We start from the raw sequence: 16,274 nt of genomic DNA, 5'->3' as shown, positions 1-16,274 counted from the left end.
TGGAGGATATCATGATGAAAAAACGTTTAGCAAAAGGCTTGCTTACAACTGTTGGAGCGGGCGTATTATCATTAGGATTTGCAGCAGGGGCACAGGCTGAAGAATTATTTACAGATGTGAGCGTTGAGAGTGACGCTTACGGCCCGATCGAAAGTGTATTTTTCAAAAGAGTCATGACTGGCTATGATCAGGCAAACGCTGATGGCAGCGTCAGCTATGAGATGAGACCGTTCCAGGAAATCACACGTGCACAGGCTGCAAAAATGATTTCAAATGGTGTAGGGAACATCCAGGCTACACAAAACGTGAGTGACTTTCCGGATGTTGATGAGTGGCACTGGGCACATGATTATGTAACGCTGCTTGAAAATGACGGGGTTGTAACAGGGGACGCAGAGGGCAACTTCAATCCTGAAGACCGCCTGAACAGAGCCCAGATCGCTAAAATGCTGGTGGAAGGATTCGATCTGCCATTTGATGAAAATGATACGGATACAGGATTTAACGATATCAGCAGTGACAGCTGGGAAGCCCCTTATGTAAAAGCGCTGGTTGATGCGGGTATCACGACAGGTACATCACCAGATACATTCTCATCTTATAATGACGTAACGCGCTACCAGCTCGCTGCATTCATCGACCGCATCTATCAATCGAAAGAGCTGAATGATGACATGGCATGGGTGCAGGCAAGAGGTACATTTAATAAAATGAAAGATACATTTTATAGTAATGTGATCAAAACAGATGCTAACGAACCAGTATTCCCATATGAAAACTTCCGTGATGAAATGCTTGAATCAGTAACGGTTGGATATGAACCTACTGTAATTGAAAACTATGAAGATCAGTGCCGTGCATGTGATGGATTGTACTACACAGGCGCTTTCACTAGTAAGCTTGGCTTTGATATGATTCAAAACAATGAAGATACAATTGAACTGAAAGTGATGTATACACAAACCGGATTAGTTCCAGTCACTGAGTATCATATTGAAATTAAAAATGATGACGGCACTTGGAAAGTAAATGATTACAATAGAACATATTTTGAAAATAAAGAAGATATGCCGATACTGAACCTGACTGCTGAGGAAGCAGCTAATTATATGGAAGGTGAAACTCGCGCAAATGATGGTTCTACTACTATCTACAAATACGAATTAGTCAGTGAAGAAGATAGCATGTATGTGTTTAAGGCATATTCAAGCCGTGGTGAATACGAAATCAAAATTGATAAAGAAACAGGGCTTGTATTATTCTAAGCTGAGTGGAATTGTAGTGTTAGAGCTGAACAGGCTTCAACAAGCCTGTTCAGCTTTTTTTGTGAAATTTTCCACTGATGGATGATGAACACTGTACTACCAAATTGATAATGTGTGAAAAGGAGACAAACATGCTATCAGGATTTTTTCTATTATTTTTTGGTCTGATTATTACATGGAAACCGGTGATCCCCTGGTTTATCGGAATCGGATGGCTGGTAAACGCTGAGCAGAGTGAGCTGTCTGTGATTTTTTATCGCGGCGTAGGGATATTAATGTTGATCGCCGGCTTTTTCTATATGCTTGATGCGTTTATTAATTAGCCTGCTTTGTGAGCGTGGATGGGCTGGCGTGTGATAGGGGATGGAAAAAACTCAGGTGCTGATGGAAATCAGATGTATGTTGAAGGAATTACGATCTGGCCATACCACTCCGGAGTTCACAATAAAACCATTAACCTTTCAGTCCAATAACTTACCAACCTCAAAACCAATCAAAAACCCCGTCGCTCAGCAGAACGACGGGGTTTCTTCTATTATAAAATCCTATTAGTCAAGGATTTTGATGTCTACAGTTTGTACGCCATAGTTAAGAGCGTCTTGTTGAGAAGGAATAAATAGGTCGATTTTATTTCCTTTGATTGCGCCGCCAGTATCTCCAGCGATTGCTTCTCCGTAACCTTCAACCCATACACGTGATCCAAGTGGAATGACGTTAGGGTCTACTGCGATTACTTTCTGGTTAGGATTTGCACGGAGGTCAATTCCAGTTGCTGTTACACCAGAGCAGCCTGCACAATAAGCAGTATATGCTGTAGCTGTAACTGTCATTTCCTGAACTGCATCAGATGATGGTGCTTCGCCACCAGTTCCTTGTACACCTTCAGTTGACTGAGTTTGACCTGAGTTCTGTGCCGGTGCTGCAGCTTGAGCGACTGCCGGAGCTGCTGCCTGTCCAGCTACTGAGAATTCCTGTCCAGGGAAGATCAGGTCACTTGAAAGGCCATTCCAGCTCATAAGTTCACCTACAGTAATACCGTGTGCCTGGGCGATCTTATAAAGTGTGTCGCCTTTCACTACTGTATACGTGTCGTTTGAAGCAGCTTGTGCTTCACCAGAAACTTTAAGTGTTTGTGCCGGATAAATAAGATCAGAAGATAGATTGTTCCATTCCTGAATTTGTTCTACTGTTACATTATTATTTTGAGAGATGCTCCAAAGAGTGTCACCTTTTTTTACTGAATAATCTGCTGCTGATGCTGACGCTGCTGCGCCTGTTGATAATGCTGCGATTGCAGTTAGTGCAACGATTTGTTTTTTCATAATTGAATTACCTCCTTTTCACTAACAGGACCTAGCATAACACGCATACATTTCACTGCAATAACAAAACAGTTAGAGAGAGATAACAATTACATTACGGTCAAATTTGTCTATACAGCGTTGACATGTGTACGCCTGAGGACTATACTATACTCTATTATTGGAAAGGATATTTTAATGATTTAAAGTGTAAGAGAGGAGTAGAAATCTGATGGATCGAGTCGTCAACTTTTCGGCGGGGCCTTCAGCCATGCCGCTCGAAGTACTGATGCGAGCGCAATCTGAACTCGTCGACACGAATCACGCAGGTATGTCGGTACTTGAAATGAGTCACCGTTCAAAAGCCTTTGAGGAAATTTTGTCCAACACAAAACAGCGCTTAAGAAAACTGATGAACATCCCTGAAAACTATAAAATATTATTTTTACAGGGTGGCGCATCGTTACAATTCAGCATGATTCCATTAAATTTGTTACAAAAAGATCACGAAGCGGCCTACATTATTACAGGATCATGGTCCCAAAAAGCACTAAAAGAAGCTAAAAAGGTCGGACAAACCACTGTCGCAGCAACATCCGAAGAGGATCAGTTCAGACAAATTCCTGATTTCTCTCAGATTACACAGTCAAAAAACTTATCCTACGTCCACATCACCGGTAACAATACAATAGAAGGAACGCGATTTACGCACCTGCCAAAAACTGATGCGCCGATCATCAATGACTGGTCCTCCGGCATCCTGTCAGAGGAGATTAACGTCAGTGATTATGGCATGATCTACGCAGGCGCACAGAAAAATCTCGGACCGTCCGGCGTCACAGTCGTGATCATACGGGACGACCTGATCGGGCACGCCCCGGACGGACTGCCCACCATGCTGAATTACGAAACGCATGCGAAAGCAGATTCGCTCTATCATACACCGCCGACATTCGGCATTTATATGATCGGTCTTATGCTTGAGTGGATTGATTCACTCGGGGGTGTCAAAGAGATTGAAAGGCGCAACCGCGAAAAAGCTTCCTTATTATATGAAACAATCGATCAATCGACCATTTTCCATTCGCCTGTTAAAAAGGAAGATCGTTCGCTGATGAATGTGCCTTTTAAAACAGACAGCGAAGAAACAGACCGTGCGTTTTTACATTTTGCAGCGTCGAAGCAGCTGGTGGAACTAAAAGGTCACCGGTCGGTGGGTGGCATGCGCGCAAGTATTTACAATGCGATGCCGCTTGAGCATGTGGAGCGGCTGTGTGAGGCGATGCGGGAATTTGAGGAGACGATGAAATAAAAGTTAGTTAAAGCGAACCGTTGATCTCCGTTTCAAGCGGAGGCTTTCCGGACGGCGGTCGCTGAGCCTCCTCGCCTTCGGCTGCGGGGTCTCAGCTGTCCCGCTAATCGTCCCGGAGTCCCCGCTTTCCACTGCGATCAACTTTGTTTCTTGGAACTCTACTCTGTCTGTTTTTGAAGTGAGTTAGCAGGGATGGTCAATATACTTGGTCTTCTAACCTTATAGACTGTCTGGTTTAGTATAAAAATTATTGATAAAAAAGCCCATATAGTTATTATATTTTTCTTTGTAAAAGGCTGTGTTAAAGCCCAATGTTGTTTTAGCACAGCTGGTGATTGCAGCGGAAGGGGGACGACTCCAGCAGGAGAAGCGTGACAGGTGAGACCCCGCAGGCGCGGAGCGATGAGGAGGCTCACCGCACGCCCTGCGGAAAGCGTTCCCCCTGGAGCGGAAATCAACAGCCAACTTTGACAGAGCTTCATAAAAAAGAAAATGATGTAATTTCATCCATCTGTCAGTGATCGAAGTGGAAGGTGGCGACTCCAGCGGGATAAAATGGACAGATGAGACCCCGCGGAGCGAAGCTCGAGGAGGCTCATCGGGACCACAAGTCGGTCCATCCACTTGGAAAGCGCCACCTGAAACGCAGATTACTGACGTCATTGCACCATCACTTTATGTATATATCAGGAGGTTCTCTACGTTGACTTATCAGATTCAAACCTATAACAAAATCGCTGATGCAGGACTGAAACTTTTAGATGAACAATACGAGATCAATGCGGGCAATGACCCGGATGCTCTTTTACTGAGAAGCCACAAGCTGCACGGGCAGCCGATTCCTGAAACCGTTCAGGCGATTGCGCGTGCAGGGGCCGGAACGAACAATATCCCGATCGACCAGTGCTCTGAACAGGGCGTTGTCGTGTTCAACACCCCTGGTGCGAACGCCAATGCTGTAAAAGAACTCGTGATCTCATGCCTGATCGCAAGCTCCCGCAACCTGTTCCGTGCCGTTCAGTGGACCCACTCGCTAAAAGGGGAAACGGACATCTCTGAAAAAGTGGAAGCAAACAAAAAAGCGTTTATCGGTCATGAAGTAGCCGGTAAAAAGCTCGGTGTCATCGGGCTCGGTAATATCGGATCCGTTGTAGCCAATGATGCACTCGCACTCGACATGGAAGTGATGGCCTACGATCCATTTGTGTCAGTAGACGTAGCATGGACCATTTCAAGAAGTGTTAAGCGCGTTCATCAGCTTGAAGAACTCCTGTCCCAGTGTGATTTCATAACCATTCATGTGCCTTTAAGCCCGAAAACAACCGGCATTATTGATGAAAAAGCATTCAAAGCCATGAAAAAAGGCATTCATTTTATCAACTTTGCCCGCGGAGAACTTGTTGATCATGCAGCGTTGAAAGCTGCGCTTCAGGACGGAACGGTCGGCAAATATATTACAGACTTCCCGAGCGATGATATTTTTGGCATGGACAATGTAGTGGCTACACCGCACCTTGGTGCCTCAACAACTGAATCTGAGGAAAATTGTGCGATCATGGCTGCCAGGCAGCTGAAGAATTACCTTGAAACAGGTAATATCAAAAATGCAGTCAATCTGCCAAACGTCAGCCTCCCGCTTACATCACCGGGGCGCCTGACAATCATGCACCGCAACATCCCGAATATGCTCGGCCAATTCTCACAGCTGCTCGCAGAACGTAACTTCAACATTGCAGACATGCTGAACCGTAGCCGCGGAGAATTTGCCTATACGCTAATCGATATCGACAACAAACTTAACAACGAAGAAGCAACAGATATCATGAATAGACTCCAAAAAATAGAAGGCGTCATCCGCGCGCGACACATCGCAAACGGCTGGCACTAAAAGAGCGAAGACCCGGGACTGTCCCGGGTCTTCGCTTTTTCACTCTAAGCACAAACAACTGCAAAATTCCCTGCCATCTCACAAAGACACTTCATCACGATAAAATATAACCAAAAATTTGAAATCAAATTTTCCAAACTAATCAGAACATTCTACTGTTATCTCCCAAAAAGTAAATAACAACCACCTTAAATTCCTTGATTTATCAGAAAAATTCCCTTAATAACCAGCATTCAATATGCTATCCACAAAATATTCAAACATTTATCCTTTTCATTTTGCATAAAATATACGATAATTATGTTAAAGTACTGAATATTTAAATAATATTCAACTTAAATGACTTAACCAGTGAATCTCATCACACTGTCTCAAGAAGGGAAACTCTTATTTCGAATAACGGGCAGATCCGTGTAAAGGATCTGCGGGGATCGACTACAACTAAAGACAGGAGGGAGAACAATGCTGCTGACCGTTAAAATGATGAAGCCGTTTTACACGCTTCAGGAAGGCCATGAGCTCAAGCTGGTATTCGCGTACCAATACTTCTCCGTCGTTAAGGGAGAGGAAGTCTATCAATTTATCCCGGTCGAATCAAACGAGATCAGAATTAATCTGAAAACACGCCAAATCGAAAACCTGACTGATATTTTCGTCTTCCAGCGAGGCACACGGATCTTCAGAATACCGCTGTTCCAGCTGCTGCAAATATCAGATCTGGTTGATCATCTAAAAGCAGTCTCCCAATTCTACGTTGAGCAAATTCAGGCAGACGAGGAGGAAGAAGCAATGAATGAAGAAATCGGCAACCTTGAGATGCAGAACCTATACAGACTGATCGATAAAGCCCTCCTGGAAGGAGACCGTGACCTGTTTATGCAGCTTACTGACCAGCTGAAAACAGAGGAGGCGGCCCAGTAATGAAAGCCCGAACCCGAAGCGAGCCATAAACCCTCTCATCTGACCAACAGAAGAGAGGGTTTTAAAGTTGGGAAAAATCCAAAAATTTTGTCAAAAACAGTCGGAAATTTTTTTAGAAAAATTGTTCCAAGGTCTCATAAATCGACACTTATATGTACGAAAGTCACAATTACTCTAAAAAAGCACAAAAAGAACCGCCCGATCAAATCGGACGGTTAAATGAGAGGGTATTGCTGGGTCATTTCATAATCTTATTGTAGGATAGGTTCGCAACATTGTCTATTGGGAAAATTGTATTTCCTTTATCTGGCAGGAGGAAGCACAGTTCGATCTTTAACTGTTTGTGTTCCATAAGTGTCGTCACTCGCAACTTGATGAATTGTCTGGTTAGAATCTGTTGCTGTGTGGAGAGCACTTCCAGCCATAAAGCCTCCAGCCAATACAGTGACCCCAAGAGCTCCGGCAGTGATAAGTTTCTTTAATTTAACCATAATATATTCTCTCCTTTTCTATTAGTAGCCTCCATTGATCATAAAACTCCTTGGTCTTAGTAAAGTCCCCAATTTCGTTATAGTAATCAATGATCACTTCTATGATTTCACGTGCATCCCCATAGTTCTGATGTTTCACTAAGTAAGGATACAACCATTTTACCGCATATTTAACTCCTTCGAGTTGGGAAAATTCTAATTTTTCTAAATACGTGGAGTAATGATAATAGTATTTTCCGTATGTTTCTTTATAAGATTCTTTTAAAAGTTGTACCCTGCTATGCCATTGTTTATTTACTTTACGATTTTTCTGGACATTCTCTAACCAAATAAGTAATCCGACTGCATGGCTTTCCGTATATGGTTCTGCAAGTTCGAGTGCTTCATCAAGATATTTTTGTGCTTTTCCATATTGCTTTGACATATGCAGGCACCTTCCATAATTGACAAGGACGCCGGCATATAGTGAGTCCCGAAAGAACATGCGCGTATTTTGCAATAGAGGCTTATAGATTGCAATGGCTTCATTATAAAGGTTCAGGCGCATGTAACTGATCCCTATAATTGTCTGAGAATGAATCTGTCTTGAAAAATTACTTTCATTCATGAAGATATCATACGCTTTTTTACTAAAAATAAGCCCTGCTTCATTTTGATTCATACTGACGTGGGCACGGGCAAGCAGATAATACGCTTCTCCAACCCATTGACCTCCTACAGGGAGTGGGTTTTCCAAGAATTTATTTAGAGCCTTAATCGCTTCTTCTGTTTTTTCAGTTATTGTATAGTGGAAACCGCTAAAGAATGTAAGGATATTACTTTCAATTGGATCAAAAGTAGTTTTAAGTCTTTGCAGAATCTTCAACTGCACCTGTGCTTCTTTTAAATCAGCTTTATTAAGAAAATATCTGTATTTATATAAATGAAATAAATTTACATACTCACTCGTTTCAAAATAGTCTTCTTTTTTCATCATTTCTTCAAATAAGGTGTCCATAGTCGCTGTATCTCTCATAAAAACAGAAGAAATGAACTCCTGCAGTATTTCTTTCAATTCAGCAAGATTATCAGCAATTTCATCAAGCTGAAGTCCAAGCTTATCCAACAACAATCCCACAGTCTCTTCATTCGCCGAATACATATTCGTCTCAATCTTACTCAAGTGAGAAATTGAGCAAATGCCTTCAGCCAACTCTGTCTGTGTCATGCCTTTTTTCGTGCGGTAATACTTAATAATTGACCCGACATTCATCTGCCATCCCCCATTCGTTATCTATGTATAAAAGTGTATGTATATTTTAAAATCTATTTCTTTATGTTACTAAGCGCAGTTCCCTGCGAAAAGGCAAAGCGGTTCAAATCTTCTCTTCCTATTATAATATAAGACTTTCGATATAGTCATTACCCAGAGGGTTATGCAGTCACGAGTTCGGTCACTGCAACCCATTCACGTCTCACTACAGCTGCGGCCCGTCTCACTGCAATAAAGCCGGGTGTATCCTACAGCTGTGCGCGAAAACACCCCACCTGCCAGCCAAAACTCTACAACCACGCCCGCACAAAGCGAAGCCGCCTTGCATGCCCTTCAGAAACAAGCCTTTAGTTTCTCAAAAGCATTAAGAGGGTGTGTCGCTGCAATGAAAATACCGGATGCGACCCTTAATTCCTCTCATACGACCACCGCAAGCGCTCATATGACCACAAACCCGGGTGTATCCGACCATAAGCAGCCGAAACACGACCACATTCAGCACCTATACGACCTACCCGCCAAACAGCCAGCCCCTGAAGACCCGGGACTGTCCCGGGTCTTCAGTATAACAACCATTACATTTCCTTTAAATTTCACATCTCCTACTGGCACACATCATCACACTCGCATACAATAGGATAATGTGCAAAATCACGTTTTTGCTATCAGATATTACCTCTTTTGCGTTATAATAGTGAGATTGAAAGAAGTGTAGGGGAGGGGTTTGGATGAAGCAGGTGCGTAAGGTGATTATTCCGGCTGCCGGCCTTGGAACGAGAATGCTGCCGGCGACGAAGGCTCAGCCGAAGGAAATGCTGCCGATTGTAGATAAGCCGATGATCCAGTACATAGTGGAAGAGGCGATCGCATCGGGTGTTGAAGATATTATTATTATCAGCGGCCGCGGTAAGCGTGCGATTGAGGATCATTTTGACAAATCGTATGAGCTGGAGGAAACCCTTGAGAAAAAAGAAAAGCGTGAACTGCTGAATCAGGTGAAGCACATATCCAACCTGGCGAACATTCATTATATCAGGCAGAAAGAGCCTAAAGGACTCGGACATGCGATTTTGTGTGCGAAAAGCTTTATTGGCGATGAGCCGTTTGCGGTCATTTTAGGTGATGATATTGTTGAGTCTGATACGCCATGCCTGAAGCAGCTGATTGATATTTACGGGGAGCACCCTGGAAGTTCTGTGATCGGCGTGCAGGAAGTGCCGAAAGAGGACGTCTCGAAATACGGGATCGTCTCTCCGGGTGAGCAGATTGAAGATCACCTGTATACCATTGAGAGTCTGGTTGAAAAGCCTTCTATAGAAGATGCACCTTCCACGCTTGCGATTCAGGGCAGATATATTCTGCAGCCTGAAGTGTTTCATATACTTGAGAACCTTGAGCCGAGTGCACGGGGTGAAATCGAATTGACGGATGCGCTGAGACAGATGCCGGGGCAGCTGCTTGCGTATTATTTTAACGGCAACCGTTATGATGTCGGGGATAAGCTTGGTTTTATTAAAGCGACGCTTGAACTTGGGCTTAAACGGGAAGACCTGAAAGGGGACCTCCTGGATTATCTGGAGGAACTGATGGCACGTCAGAAAGGATAAATCATCATGAACCATATAGGAATTGCAGGTACAGGCTATGTCGGCCTTGTCACAGGCGTCTGCCTGGCAGAGGTGGGACACCATGTTACCTGTCTTGATATATCAAAAGAAAAAATAGCATTACTCCGCAGCGGCAAGTCACCGATTTTTGAACCGGGGCTTGATGAGATGCTGCAGAAAAACATCCGTGAAGAGCGGCTGCATTTTACAACAGAACGCACTGAAGCCTATCACGGGAAAGACATGATCTTTATCGCAGTCGGTACGCCTGAGGGTGAAAACGGTCAGGCAGATCTGTCGTATGTCAGACAGGCTGCAGCAGACATTGCTGATACTGTGACAAATGACATCATCGTCGTCACAAAAAGCACAGTGCCTGTCGGGACGAACGAAATGGTCGAAGACATCATCCGCAGCAAGTCAAAAATTGACGTTCACGCAGTATCAAACCCTGAGTTCCTGCGTGAAGGCAATGCAATCTATGATGCCTTTCACGGGGACCGGATTGTCATCGGCGGTAATCATGAGCCGGCTGTTCAAAAGGTCGCTGCACTGTATGAGCCATTTGACATTCCAGTCGTGCAGACTGATACGAAAAGTGCAGAACTGATCAAATACGCATCCAATGCATTTTTAGCGACCAAGATCAGCTTTATTAATGAAATCGCAAATATCTGCGAGATTACCGGCGCAAATGTGGAAGCAGTCGCGAAAGGTATGGGGCTCGATAAGCGGATCGGCACCCAGTTCTTAAAAGCCGGGATCGGTTTTGGCGGCTCATGCTTCCCGAAAGATACAAAAGCACTTACGTCGATGTCTGCTGAAGCGGGCTATGAATTCCGTATGCTGAATGCTGTACTTGAGGTCAATGAGCTGCAGCATAACAAGCTGATGGAAAAGGCCAATGAGTACAGCGCGATTCACCGTGGCACCAAAACGGCTGTGCTCGGACTTGCATTTAAGCCGAATACAGATGACACGCGGGATTCACCGGCGATTCATATGATTGAAGAGCTTCAGCGAAAAGGTGCTGATATTATCGCATATGATCCGATCGCTACGGATAAAATGAAGGCAGTGTTCCCTGATCTGACGTATACTGACTCGCTTGAAGAAGCGCTCCGCGGTGCTGAAACAGCGTTTATTATTACAGACTGGCAGCAGATTAAAGAACAGACGCCTGATTTCTTTACAAAACTGATGAAACGTCCGCTGATTTTTGACGGACGGAATTGCTTTGATCCAGGTGATATGCTCAGTGGCGGCATTCACTACCATTCGATCGGACGGAGCGGAAATTCTTTTCGTATGAGTATGTCAACTTAAGCGTTTTTTCGATATAATAAAAGGCAGGTTTATTGAAGATAAGCCGATGAAAGGAAGTACAAAACGTATGTTTGAGAAAATTTGTGTTGTAGGTCTTGGCTATATAGGCCTTCCGACTGCTGTCATGTTTGCAAATAACGGCATTAAGGTTCACGGCGTTGATGTAAATGAAAAAGCAGTCAGCATGATTCAGAATAAACAGCTTCATATTGAAGAAAACGGTCTTCAGGAGTACCTTGAAAAAGCCGTAGATGCAGGCACACTTACTGTATCAACAAAGCCTGAAGAAGCGGACGTGTTCATCATTGCCGTTCCGTCACCGATCAATGACGATAAAACAGCGAACCTTGATTATGTGCGCATGGCGACAGAATCAATCGTTCCTTTTGTGAAAAAAGGCAACCTGGTCATCCTTGAATCAACCGTGCCACCGCGTACTGTTGAAGATGTGATGCTGCCTGTATTAAAAGAAACAGGTCTTGAGTTCGGAACTGAACTGCTTGTGTCACACTCACCAGAGCGTGTGATTCCGGGTAAGATCTTTGAAGAGCTTGTACAGAATGACCGCATTGTCGGCGGAATCAGCCCTGAATCTTCACAGAAGACAAAAGAGCTGTATGAAACGTTTGTCAAAGGAACAATCCATCTAACAGACGCAACGACAGCTGAGCTTGTAAAGGTCATTGAAAATACGTATCGCGATATCAATATCGCATTTGCCAATGAGCTTGCGAAGATCGCTGAAAAGATTGATGTGAATATCTGGGAGGCAATTGACTTTGCAAACTTCCACCCGCGTGTGAATATTCATAAGCCGGGCCCTGGTGTGGGCGGTCACTGTATCGCAGTTGACCCGTGGTTCCTTGTAGAGCTTGCGCCTGACCTTGCGAAGATGATTCACCTTGCACGTGACACGAACGATGGTATGCCAAAGCATACAGTAGAGCGCGTACAGAAGTATTTCCAGAAGGAGCAGATTCAGCATGGCCGTGTGGCAGTGTTTGGTCTGGCGTTCAAAGGAAATGTGGATGATGTGCGTGAAAGCCCGTCACTTGAAGTACTTCGTCAGCTTGAAGAAGCAGGCGTTGATTATACAGCTTACGATCCGCATGTAAAAGAAAATAAAGTGCCGCGTCAGACGCAGGACTTTACAGAAGCGGTAAGCAATGCTGATCTGGTGCTGATCCTGACAGATCACAATGAATTTAAAGAGCTGGATCCCGCAGCTTTCAAATCCGAGATGCGCACACCAGCTGTGCTTGATACGAAAAACTGTATTGACCGCGTAACGTGGGAAGAGGCAGGTTTTGCATTCGGACTATTAGGTGACTCAAAGCACTCTGAATAAGAGTGGGATAGGTGAGATGACATGAAGGAAAATTATCTCGGAGTCGATGTCAGTCCTCTGAACTACGATGAACTGATAAGCGCACTCTATAAAAGACTTGAAGAACAGCAAAATTCATTCATCGTCGCAATCAATCCGGAAAAAATCATGAAAGCCCGGCAGGATGAAGAGCTGAGAACGCTCCTGAATCGCGCGGACTTTCAGATTCCGGACGGGATTGGCGTGATTTTGGCTTCAAAGCTAAAAGGCGGCAGCATCAACAGCCGCGTCACAGGCATTGATATGATGATGCGGATCTGCGAAGAGTCAGTGAAACGCAACAAAAGTGTGTTTCTGTTCGGCGCAAAGCCTGGTATTGCTGAAGAAGCGCAGGCAAGTCTTGAGAGACTGTACCCTGGCATTCGTGTAGCAGGTACGCTGAACGGTTACGAAAAAGATCCTGACGTGATCAGGCAGACGATCAATGATGCCAAGCCTGATATCCTGTTTGTTGCAATGGGCAGCCCTGCGCAGGAATACTTTATCGTCAACAATATGAGCGAACTGCACCCGCATATTTTCCAGGGTGTCGGCGGCTCATTTGACGTGCTGTCAGGCAGAATCAAGCGTGCGCCCCAAGCCTTTCAGCGCCTCGGGCTTGAATGGTTTTACCGCCTGCTGAAGGAACCGAAGCGGATTAAGCGTCAGCTCATTTTGCCGAAATTCCTGATCAGCGTGCTGAAGAAGTAAGGAGTTTACTATGTCGAAATTCAAAGTAGCGAGTATACTATTTCTATTTTCAACACTGCTGTTAAAGTTCTCAAGCATGCTCCGTGACATGACGATCGCGGGGCTGTTTGGTGCTTCCGGGCAGTCAGATATTTATTTTGCCGCGATGACCATTCCAAATGCCATCGTTCTTTTTATGCTTACAGGTATGAAGGATGCGTTCCTGCCGAGCTATTATAAGTTCGACCGGGAAGGTAAAGGGTTTTCACACCTCACAAACATCGTTAAAGGAACGTTTTGGATTACAATCGGGATTTCCATTATCGGAATTATCGTCTCACCATTTCTAATGAGGCTGATTTATCCGGAATTTGGCCGCTATGAAGACGGCTTTGAAATTGCAACGTGGACTGCCATTATTTATTTTATTGCCATTATCTTCGTTGGCATGAACGCAGTATATGAAGGTTTCTTCGACTCGCAGAAGAAGTTCTCATTTTCCACGTTCTCACAAACCGTTGTAGTACTTGTAATGATCGGATTTTCATTTTTATTTTACCGCCAGATTGGCATTTATGCGGTGCCGATCGGATATCTGATTGGTACGATTATTTCGTTTTTAATCAAGCTTGTGTACCTTAAGCCGAAGCGATTTATGGATTGGCGGCAGAAAATTGACCGGAAAGAAGTGAAGGCTTTCTACCTGATCTTCCTGCCGGTGGGACTGACCATTGCGATAGGTCAGATTAACCTTACCGTTGACTCGATTTTCTCAGCTCAGATGGACACAGGGGTCGTATCGAACCTGAATTATGCGTTTAGACTCGTCAATATTCCGCAGGCGATCTTCGGTGTGACAATTGCAACGCTTGTGTTCCCGTTAATTGCATCCGCTTATGCTGACAATAAGATGGATCAGTTCAAGAGCGGAATTGAAAAAGGACTGATCTTTATGATCATGTTCCTGATCCCGACGATTGCCGGGATGATTCTTGTCATGGAGCCACTCGTGAAGATCTTCTTCGAAAGAGGAGCGTTTGACGCAGCAGCGACTGCTGATACTGCTACATATGCTATTTTTTACGTCGGATCCGTGCTGTTTTACAGTATACAGGCCGTTATAGCAAAAGGGTTTTATACGATGTCAAAAGGGCATTATATCCTGCGCATCGGATTAATTTCAGTCGTACTGAATGTTATCTTCAACTGGTGGTTCTCAAGTCTGTATGGTGCAGTTGGCCTTGCGCTTGCTTCATCCGTTGTAGGCATGCTGTATAGCATTATGACATTTACCATGCTTTATAGACTGACAGGCGGATTTGATCTGAAGAAGATTGGATGGAATGTGCTGAAGGTGCTCATTGCAGGAGCAGTCATGACTGTTGCACTGATCGGCTTACAGCAGACAGCGATCCCGTCACTTCCGATTATTCTGTATCTAGCCATTATCGGCGTCACAGGGATCATCGTGTACGCAGCAGGACTATTCATACTAAAAAGCCAGCCGTTTAAAGAGCTGATTGCAAGGGGAGGGAACAGAGGATGAAATTCAAACACGTACTTCAGGAACTAAATAGAATTGACGTATTTTCACCGTATCTGTTCTTCCCGTTTATTGTACTGCTTTACTTCGGGACAAGCCTGTTTGACTTCGGACGGTTTGAGTATTTCGGCTTAACATATTCAATCTGGCCTGTGCTGCTGCTTGGGCTCGCGTCATACTGGCTCATGGTCTGGATTGTCCGCAGTAAAAACTGGCGCTTTACGGTAAACGTGTCTGACAAGCTTCAGGGCAAAAGCATCTGGGTGCTGTTCGCGCTCGCCTGGCTTGGCCTGATTGCTTATATCATTATGATCGGTTCAGGACAGATCGGCATCAGTGATGAAGCGGCAAGACGATCACTTGATCCGAAGCTGAACTTCCTGAGTGCGCTTTTATGGTTTTCCGGACTATTTTTAATCAGCTGGTTCTTCCTTGTAAAAGAGAAGAAGGTTGGACTGTTCATTCTACTGTTTGCTGTGCTGGCTGGCCTGTTTGTTGTGATGGGTTACAGAACACCGCTTGTGATCATGCTGTTTACAGCCATTATCATTTTTCACTATATGGTCAAGCAGATTAAGTTCACCTGGTTTATCGGAGCGCTCGTATTCGTCGGACTTGCATTTTCTATGTTCGGCTTCTACCGGTTCGCAACGGAGGATCCATCAAACCCGTTCAACAGCCGCGAGCTGCCTGAGATCTCAGATGAACTGAACGTGGATCAGATTGCAGAGCGGAATGAAATGCTCAGAGCAAGGATGGAAGAAACACCTGCATTCGTTCGCGCGATCAATAACGAAAGTGTCACTGGACATGTCGTGCTGAGTAAGATCATGGAGTACACAGATGAGGAAGGGTACCTGTTAGGTGAGATCCATGGAGGCATTCTGAGTCCGCTTCTGCCGGGTGAACAGACATCACCGCGAATGAAGGTATCTGAAATCGCAAACTCTCTGACTGTCGAAGAAGGGATCTATATTACCCGTCCCGGGCGGACCACAACGCCAACGTTATTCGGCCAGCTCTTCGCTGACTTCGGGTACGCCGGTGTGATCATCGGATTCGGCTTAATCGGGCTATTTATCACCGTTCTGTACAACCAGACGAGGCAGACGGGAGCACGGTCATATCAGACGATCAGTTATGCATTTGTGCTGACAGTGTTCACCATCTCGCTTCACACGGGGCTTTTAGATCTGATTTTTGTACTGATGCTCGGCTTTGCGCTGCTGAGTGCGACGGTGGAAAAGAAAATTCCTTAATTGTGAAATGAAAGATTGTGAAAATTATTAATAAGTGATAAGATGGTTTTGCA

General features: G+C 44.6%; 14 protein-coding genes. 11 read left to right on the top strand and 3 right to left on the bottom strand.

Annotation, left to right across the window (positions count from 1 at the left end):
• Nucleotides 1-14: 14 nt before the first annotated feature.
• Complete coding sequence (locus JOD21_RS02745) at nt 15-1,265, top strand: S-layer homology domain-containing protein (RefSeq protein WP_204728129.1); 1,251 nt, start codon at nt 15-17, stop codon at nt 1,263-1,265.
• A gap of 131 nt (nt 1,266-1,396) precedes the next feature.
• Nucleotides 1,397-1,588 carry a DUF6199 family natural product biosynthesis protein gene (locus tag JOD21_RS02740; RefSeq protein ID WP_204728128.1) on the top strand — a complete coding sequence of 64 codons (192 nt, stop codon included), beginning with the start codon at nt 1,397-1,399 and terminating at the stop codon, nt 1,586-1,588.
• Nucleotides 1,589-1,813: 225 nt separating this feature from the next.
• Here the strand turns inward: JOD21_RS02740 and JOD21_RS02735 are convergent, their stop codons facing one another.
• Nucleotides 1,814-2,587 carry a LysM peptidoglycan-binding and 3D domain-containing protein gene (locus JOD21_RS02735; RefSeq protein WP_204728127.1) on the bottom strand — a complete coding sequence of 258 codons (774 nt, stop codon included), beginning with the start codon at nt 2,585-2,587 and terminating at the stop codon, nt 1,814-1,816.
• A gap of 211 nt (nt 2,588-2,798) precedes the next feature.
• Between JOD21_RS02735 and serC the strand changes: the two genes are divergently transcribed.
• From serC to JOD21_RS02720, 3 genes are all read left to right on the top strand, one after another.
• The gene (serC, locus tag JOD21_RS02730) at nt 2,799-3,878 is read left to right on the top strand and encodes a 3-phosphoserine/phosphohydroxythreonine transaminase (protein WP_204728126.1); all 1,080 of its coding nucleotides are present in this window, start codon (nt 2,799-2,801) and stop codon (nt 3,876-3,878) included.
• 703 nt (nt 3,879-4,581) lie between these two features.
• Nucleotides 4,582-5,766: a phosphoglycerate dehydrogenase gene (locus JOD21_RS02725; RefSeq protein WP_204728125.1), complete on the top strand. Its 1,185-nt coding sequence runs from the start codon at nt 4,582-4,584 to the stop codon at nt 5,764-5,766.
• 462 nt (nt 5,767-6,228) lie between these two features.
• Complete coding sequence (locus JOD21_RS02720) at nt 6,229-6,687, top strand: IDEAL domain-containing protein (RefSeq protein ID WP_235420730.1); 459 nt, start codon at nt 6,229-6,231, stop codon at nt 6,685-6,687.
• A 302-nt stretch (nt 6,688-6,989) separates the two neighbouring features.
• Here JOD21_RS02720 and JOD21_RS02715 read toward each other — a convergent pair whose 3' ends face one another.
• On the bottom strand, nt 6,990-7,178 hold the full coding sequence (locus JOD21_RS02715; protein ID WP_204728124.1) for a hypothetical protein: 189 nt from the start codon (nt 7,176-7,178) through the stop codon (nt 6,990-6,992).
• Nucleotides 7,171-8,430 (bottom strand): helix-turn-helix transcriptional regulator, encoded by a 1,260-nt coding sequence (locus tag JOD21_RS02710; protein ID WP_204728123.1) that lies wholly within the window; start codon nt 8,428-8,430, stop codon nt 7,171-7,173. Before JOD21_RS02710 ends, JOD21_RS02715 begins: the two co-directional genes overlap by 8 nt.
• Nucleotides 8,431-9,158: 728 nt before the next feature.
• On the opposite strand from JOD21_RS02710, the gene galU reads away from it, so the two are divergent.
• The 6 genes from galU (at nt 9,159) to JOD21_RS02680 (ending at nt 16,221) form a co-directional block, all read left to right on the top strand.
• Entirely contained in the window at nt 9,159-10,037 is an 879-nt protein-coding gene (galU, locus tag JOD21_RS02705) for a UTP--glucose-1-phosphate uridylyltransferase GalU (protein WP_204728122.1), read from the top strand.
• Between the two features lie 6 nt (nt 10,038-10,043).
• Complete coding sequence (locus JOD21_RS02700; RefSeq protein WP_204728121.1) at nt 10,044-11,363, top strand: UDP-glucose dehydrogenase family protein; 1,320 nt, start codon at nt 10,044-10,046, stop codon at nt 11,361-11,363.
• 67 nt (nt 11,364-11,430) lie between these two features.
• A complete protein-coding gene (locus JOD21_RS02695) occupies nt 11,431-12,711 on the top strand; it encodes a nucleotide sugar dehydrogenase (RefSeq protein WP_204728199.1) in 1,281 nt (426 codons plus the stop codon).
• Nucleotides 12,712-12,732: 21 nt separating this feature from the next.
• Nucleotides 12,733-13,440: a WecB/TagA/CpsF family glycosyltransferase gene (locus tag JOD21_RS02690; protein WP_204728120.1), complete on the top strand. Its 708-nt coding sequence runs from the start codon at nt 12,733-12,735 to the stop codon at nt 13,438-13,440.
• Between the two features lie 10 nt (nt 13,441-13,450).
• Nucleotides 13,451-14,965 carry a murein biosynthesis integral membrane protein MurJ gene (murJ, locus tag JOD21_RS02685; RefSeq protein ID WP_204728119.1) on the top strand — a complete coding sequence of 505 codons (1,515 nt, stop codon included), beginning with the start codon at nt 13,451-13,453 and terminating at the stop codon, nt 14,963-14,965.
• On the top strand, nt 14,962-16,221 hold the full coding sequence (locus JOD21_RS02680) for an oligosaccharide repeat unit polymerase (RefSeq protein WP_204728118.1): 1,260 nt from the start codon (nt 14,962-14,964) through the stop codon (nt 16,219-16,221). Before murJ ends, JOD21_RS02680 begins: the two co-directional genes overlap by 4 nt.
• Nucleotides 16,222-16,274 lie beyond the last annotated feature (53 nt).

This window comes from Jeotgalibacillus terrae, assembly GCF_016908195.1.
Lineage (GTDB): Bacteria > Bacillota > Bacilli > Bacillales > Jeotgalibacillaceae > Jeotgalibacillus > Jeotgalibacillus terrae.
The sequence above is the reverse complement of the archived record's forward strand: the minus strand, read 5'-3'. Positions and strand labels throughout refer to the sequence as shown.

Bases quoted from the DNA above. Each gene is read 5' to 3' on its own strand.
- JOD21_RS02690 (WP_204728120.1), top strand. From the start codon at position 12,733: ATGAAGGAAAATTATCTCGGAGTCGATGTCAGTCCTCTGAACTACGAT.
- JOD21_RS02695 (WP_204728199.1), top strand. From the start codon at position 11,431: ATGTTTGAGAAAATTTGTGTTGTAGGTCTTGGCTATATAGGCCTTCCG.
- JOD21_RS02715 (WP_204728124.1), bottom strand. From the start codon at position 7,178: ATGGTTAAATTAAAGAAACTTATCACTGCCGGAGCTCTTGGGGTCACT.
- JOD21_RS02740 (WP_204728128.1), top strand. From the start codon at position 1,397: ATGCTATCAGGATTTTTTCTATTATTTTTTGGTCTGATTATTACATGG.
- JOD21_RS02680 (WP_204728118.1), top strand. From the start codon at position 14,962: ATGAAATTCAAACACGTACTTCAGGAACTAAATAGAATTGACGTATTT.
- JOD21_RS02720 (WP_235420730.1), top strand. From the start codon at position 6,229: ATGCTGCTGACCGTTAAAATGATGAAGCCGTTTTACACGCTTCAGGAA.
- galU (WP_204728122.1), top strand. From the start codon at position 9,159: ATGAAGCAGGTGCGTAAGGTGATTATTCCGGCTGCCGGCCTTGGAACG.
- JOD21_RS02735 (WP_204728127.1), bottom strand. From the start codon at position 2,587: ATGAAAAAACAAATCGTTGCACTAACTGCAATCGCAGCATTATCAACA.
- JOD21_RS02700 (WP_204728121.1), top strand. From the start codon at position 10,044: ATGAACCATATAGGAATTGCAGGTACAGGCTATGTCGGCCTTGTCACA.
- serC (WP_204728126.1), top strand. From the start codon at position 2,799: ATGGATCGAGTCGTCAACTTTTCGGCGGGGCCTTCAGCCATGCCGCTC.
- JOD21_RS02710 (WP_204728123.1), bottom strand. From the start codon at position 8,430: ATGAATGTCGGGTCAATTATTAAGTATTACCGCACGAAAAAAGGCATG.
- JOD21_RS02745 (WP_204728129.1), top strand. From the start codon at position 15: ATGAAAAAACGTTTAGCAAAAGGCTTGCTTACAACTGTTGGAGCGGGC.
- murJ (WP_204728119.1), top strand. From the start codon at position 13,451: ATGTCGAAATTCAAAGTAGCGAGTATACTATTTCTATTTTCAACACTG.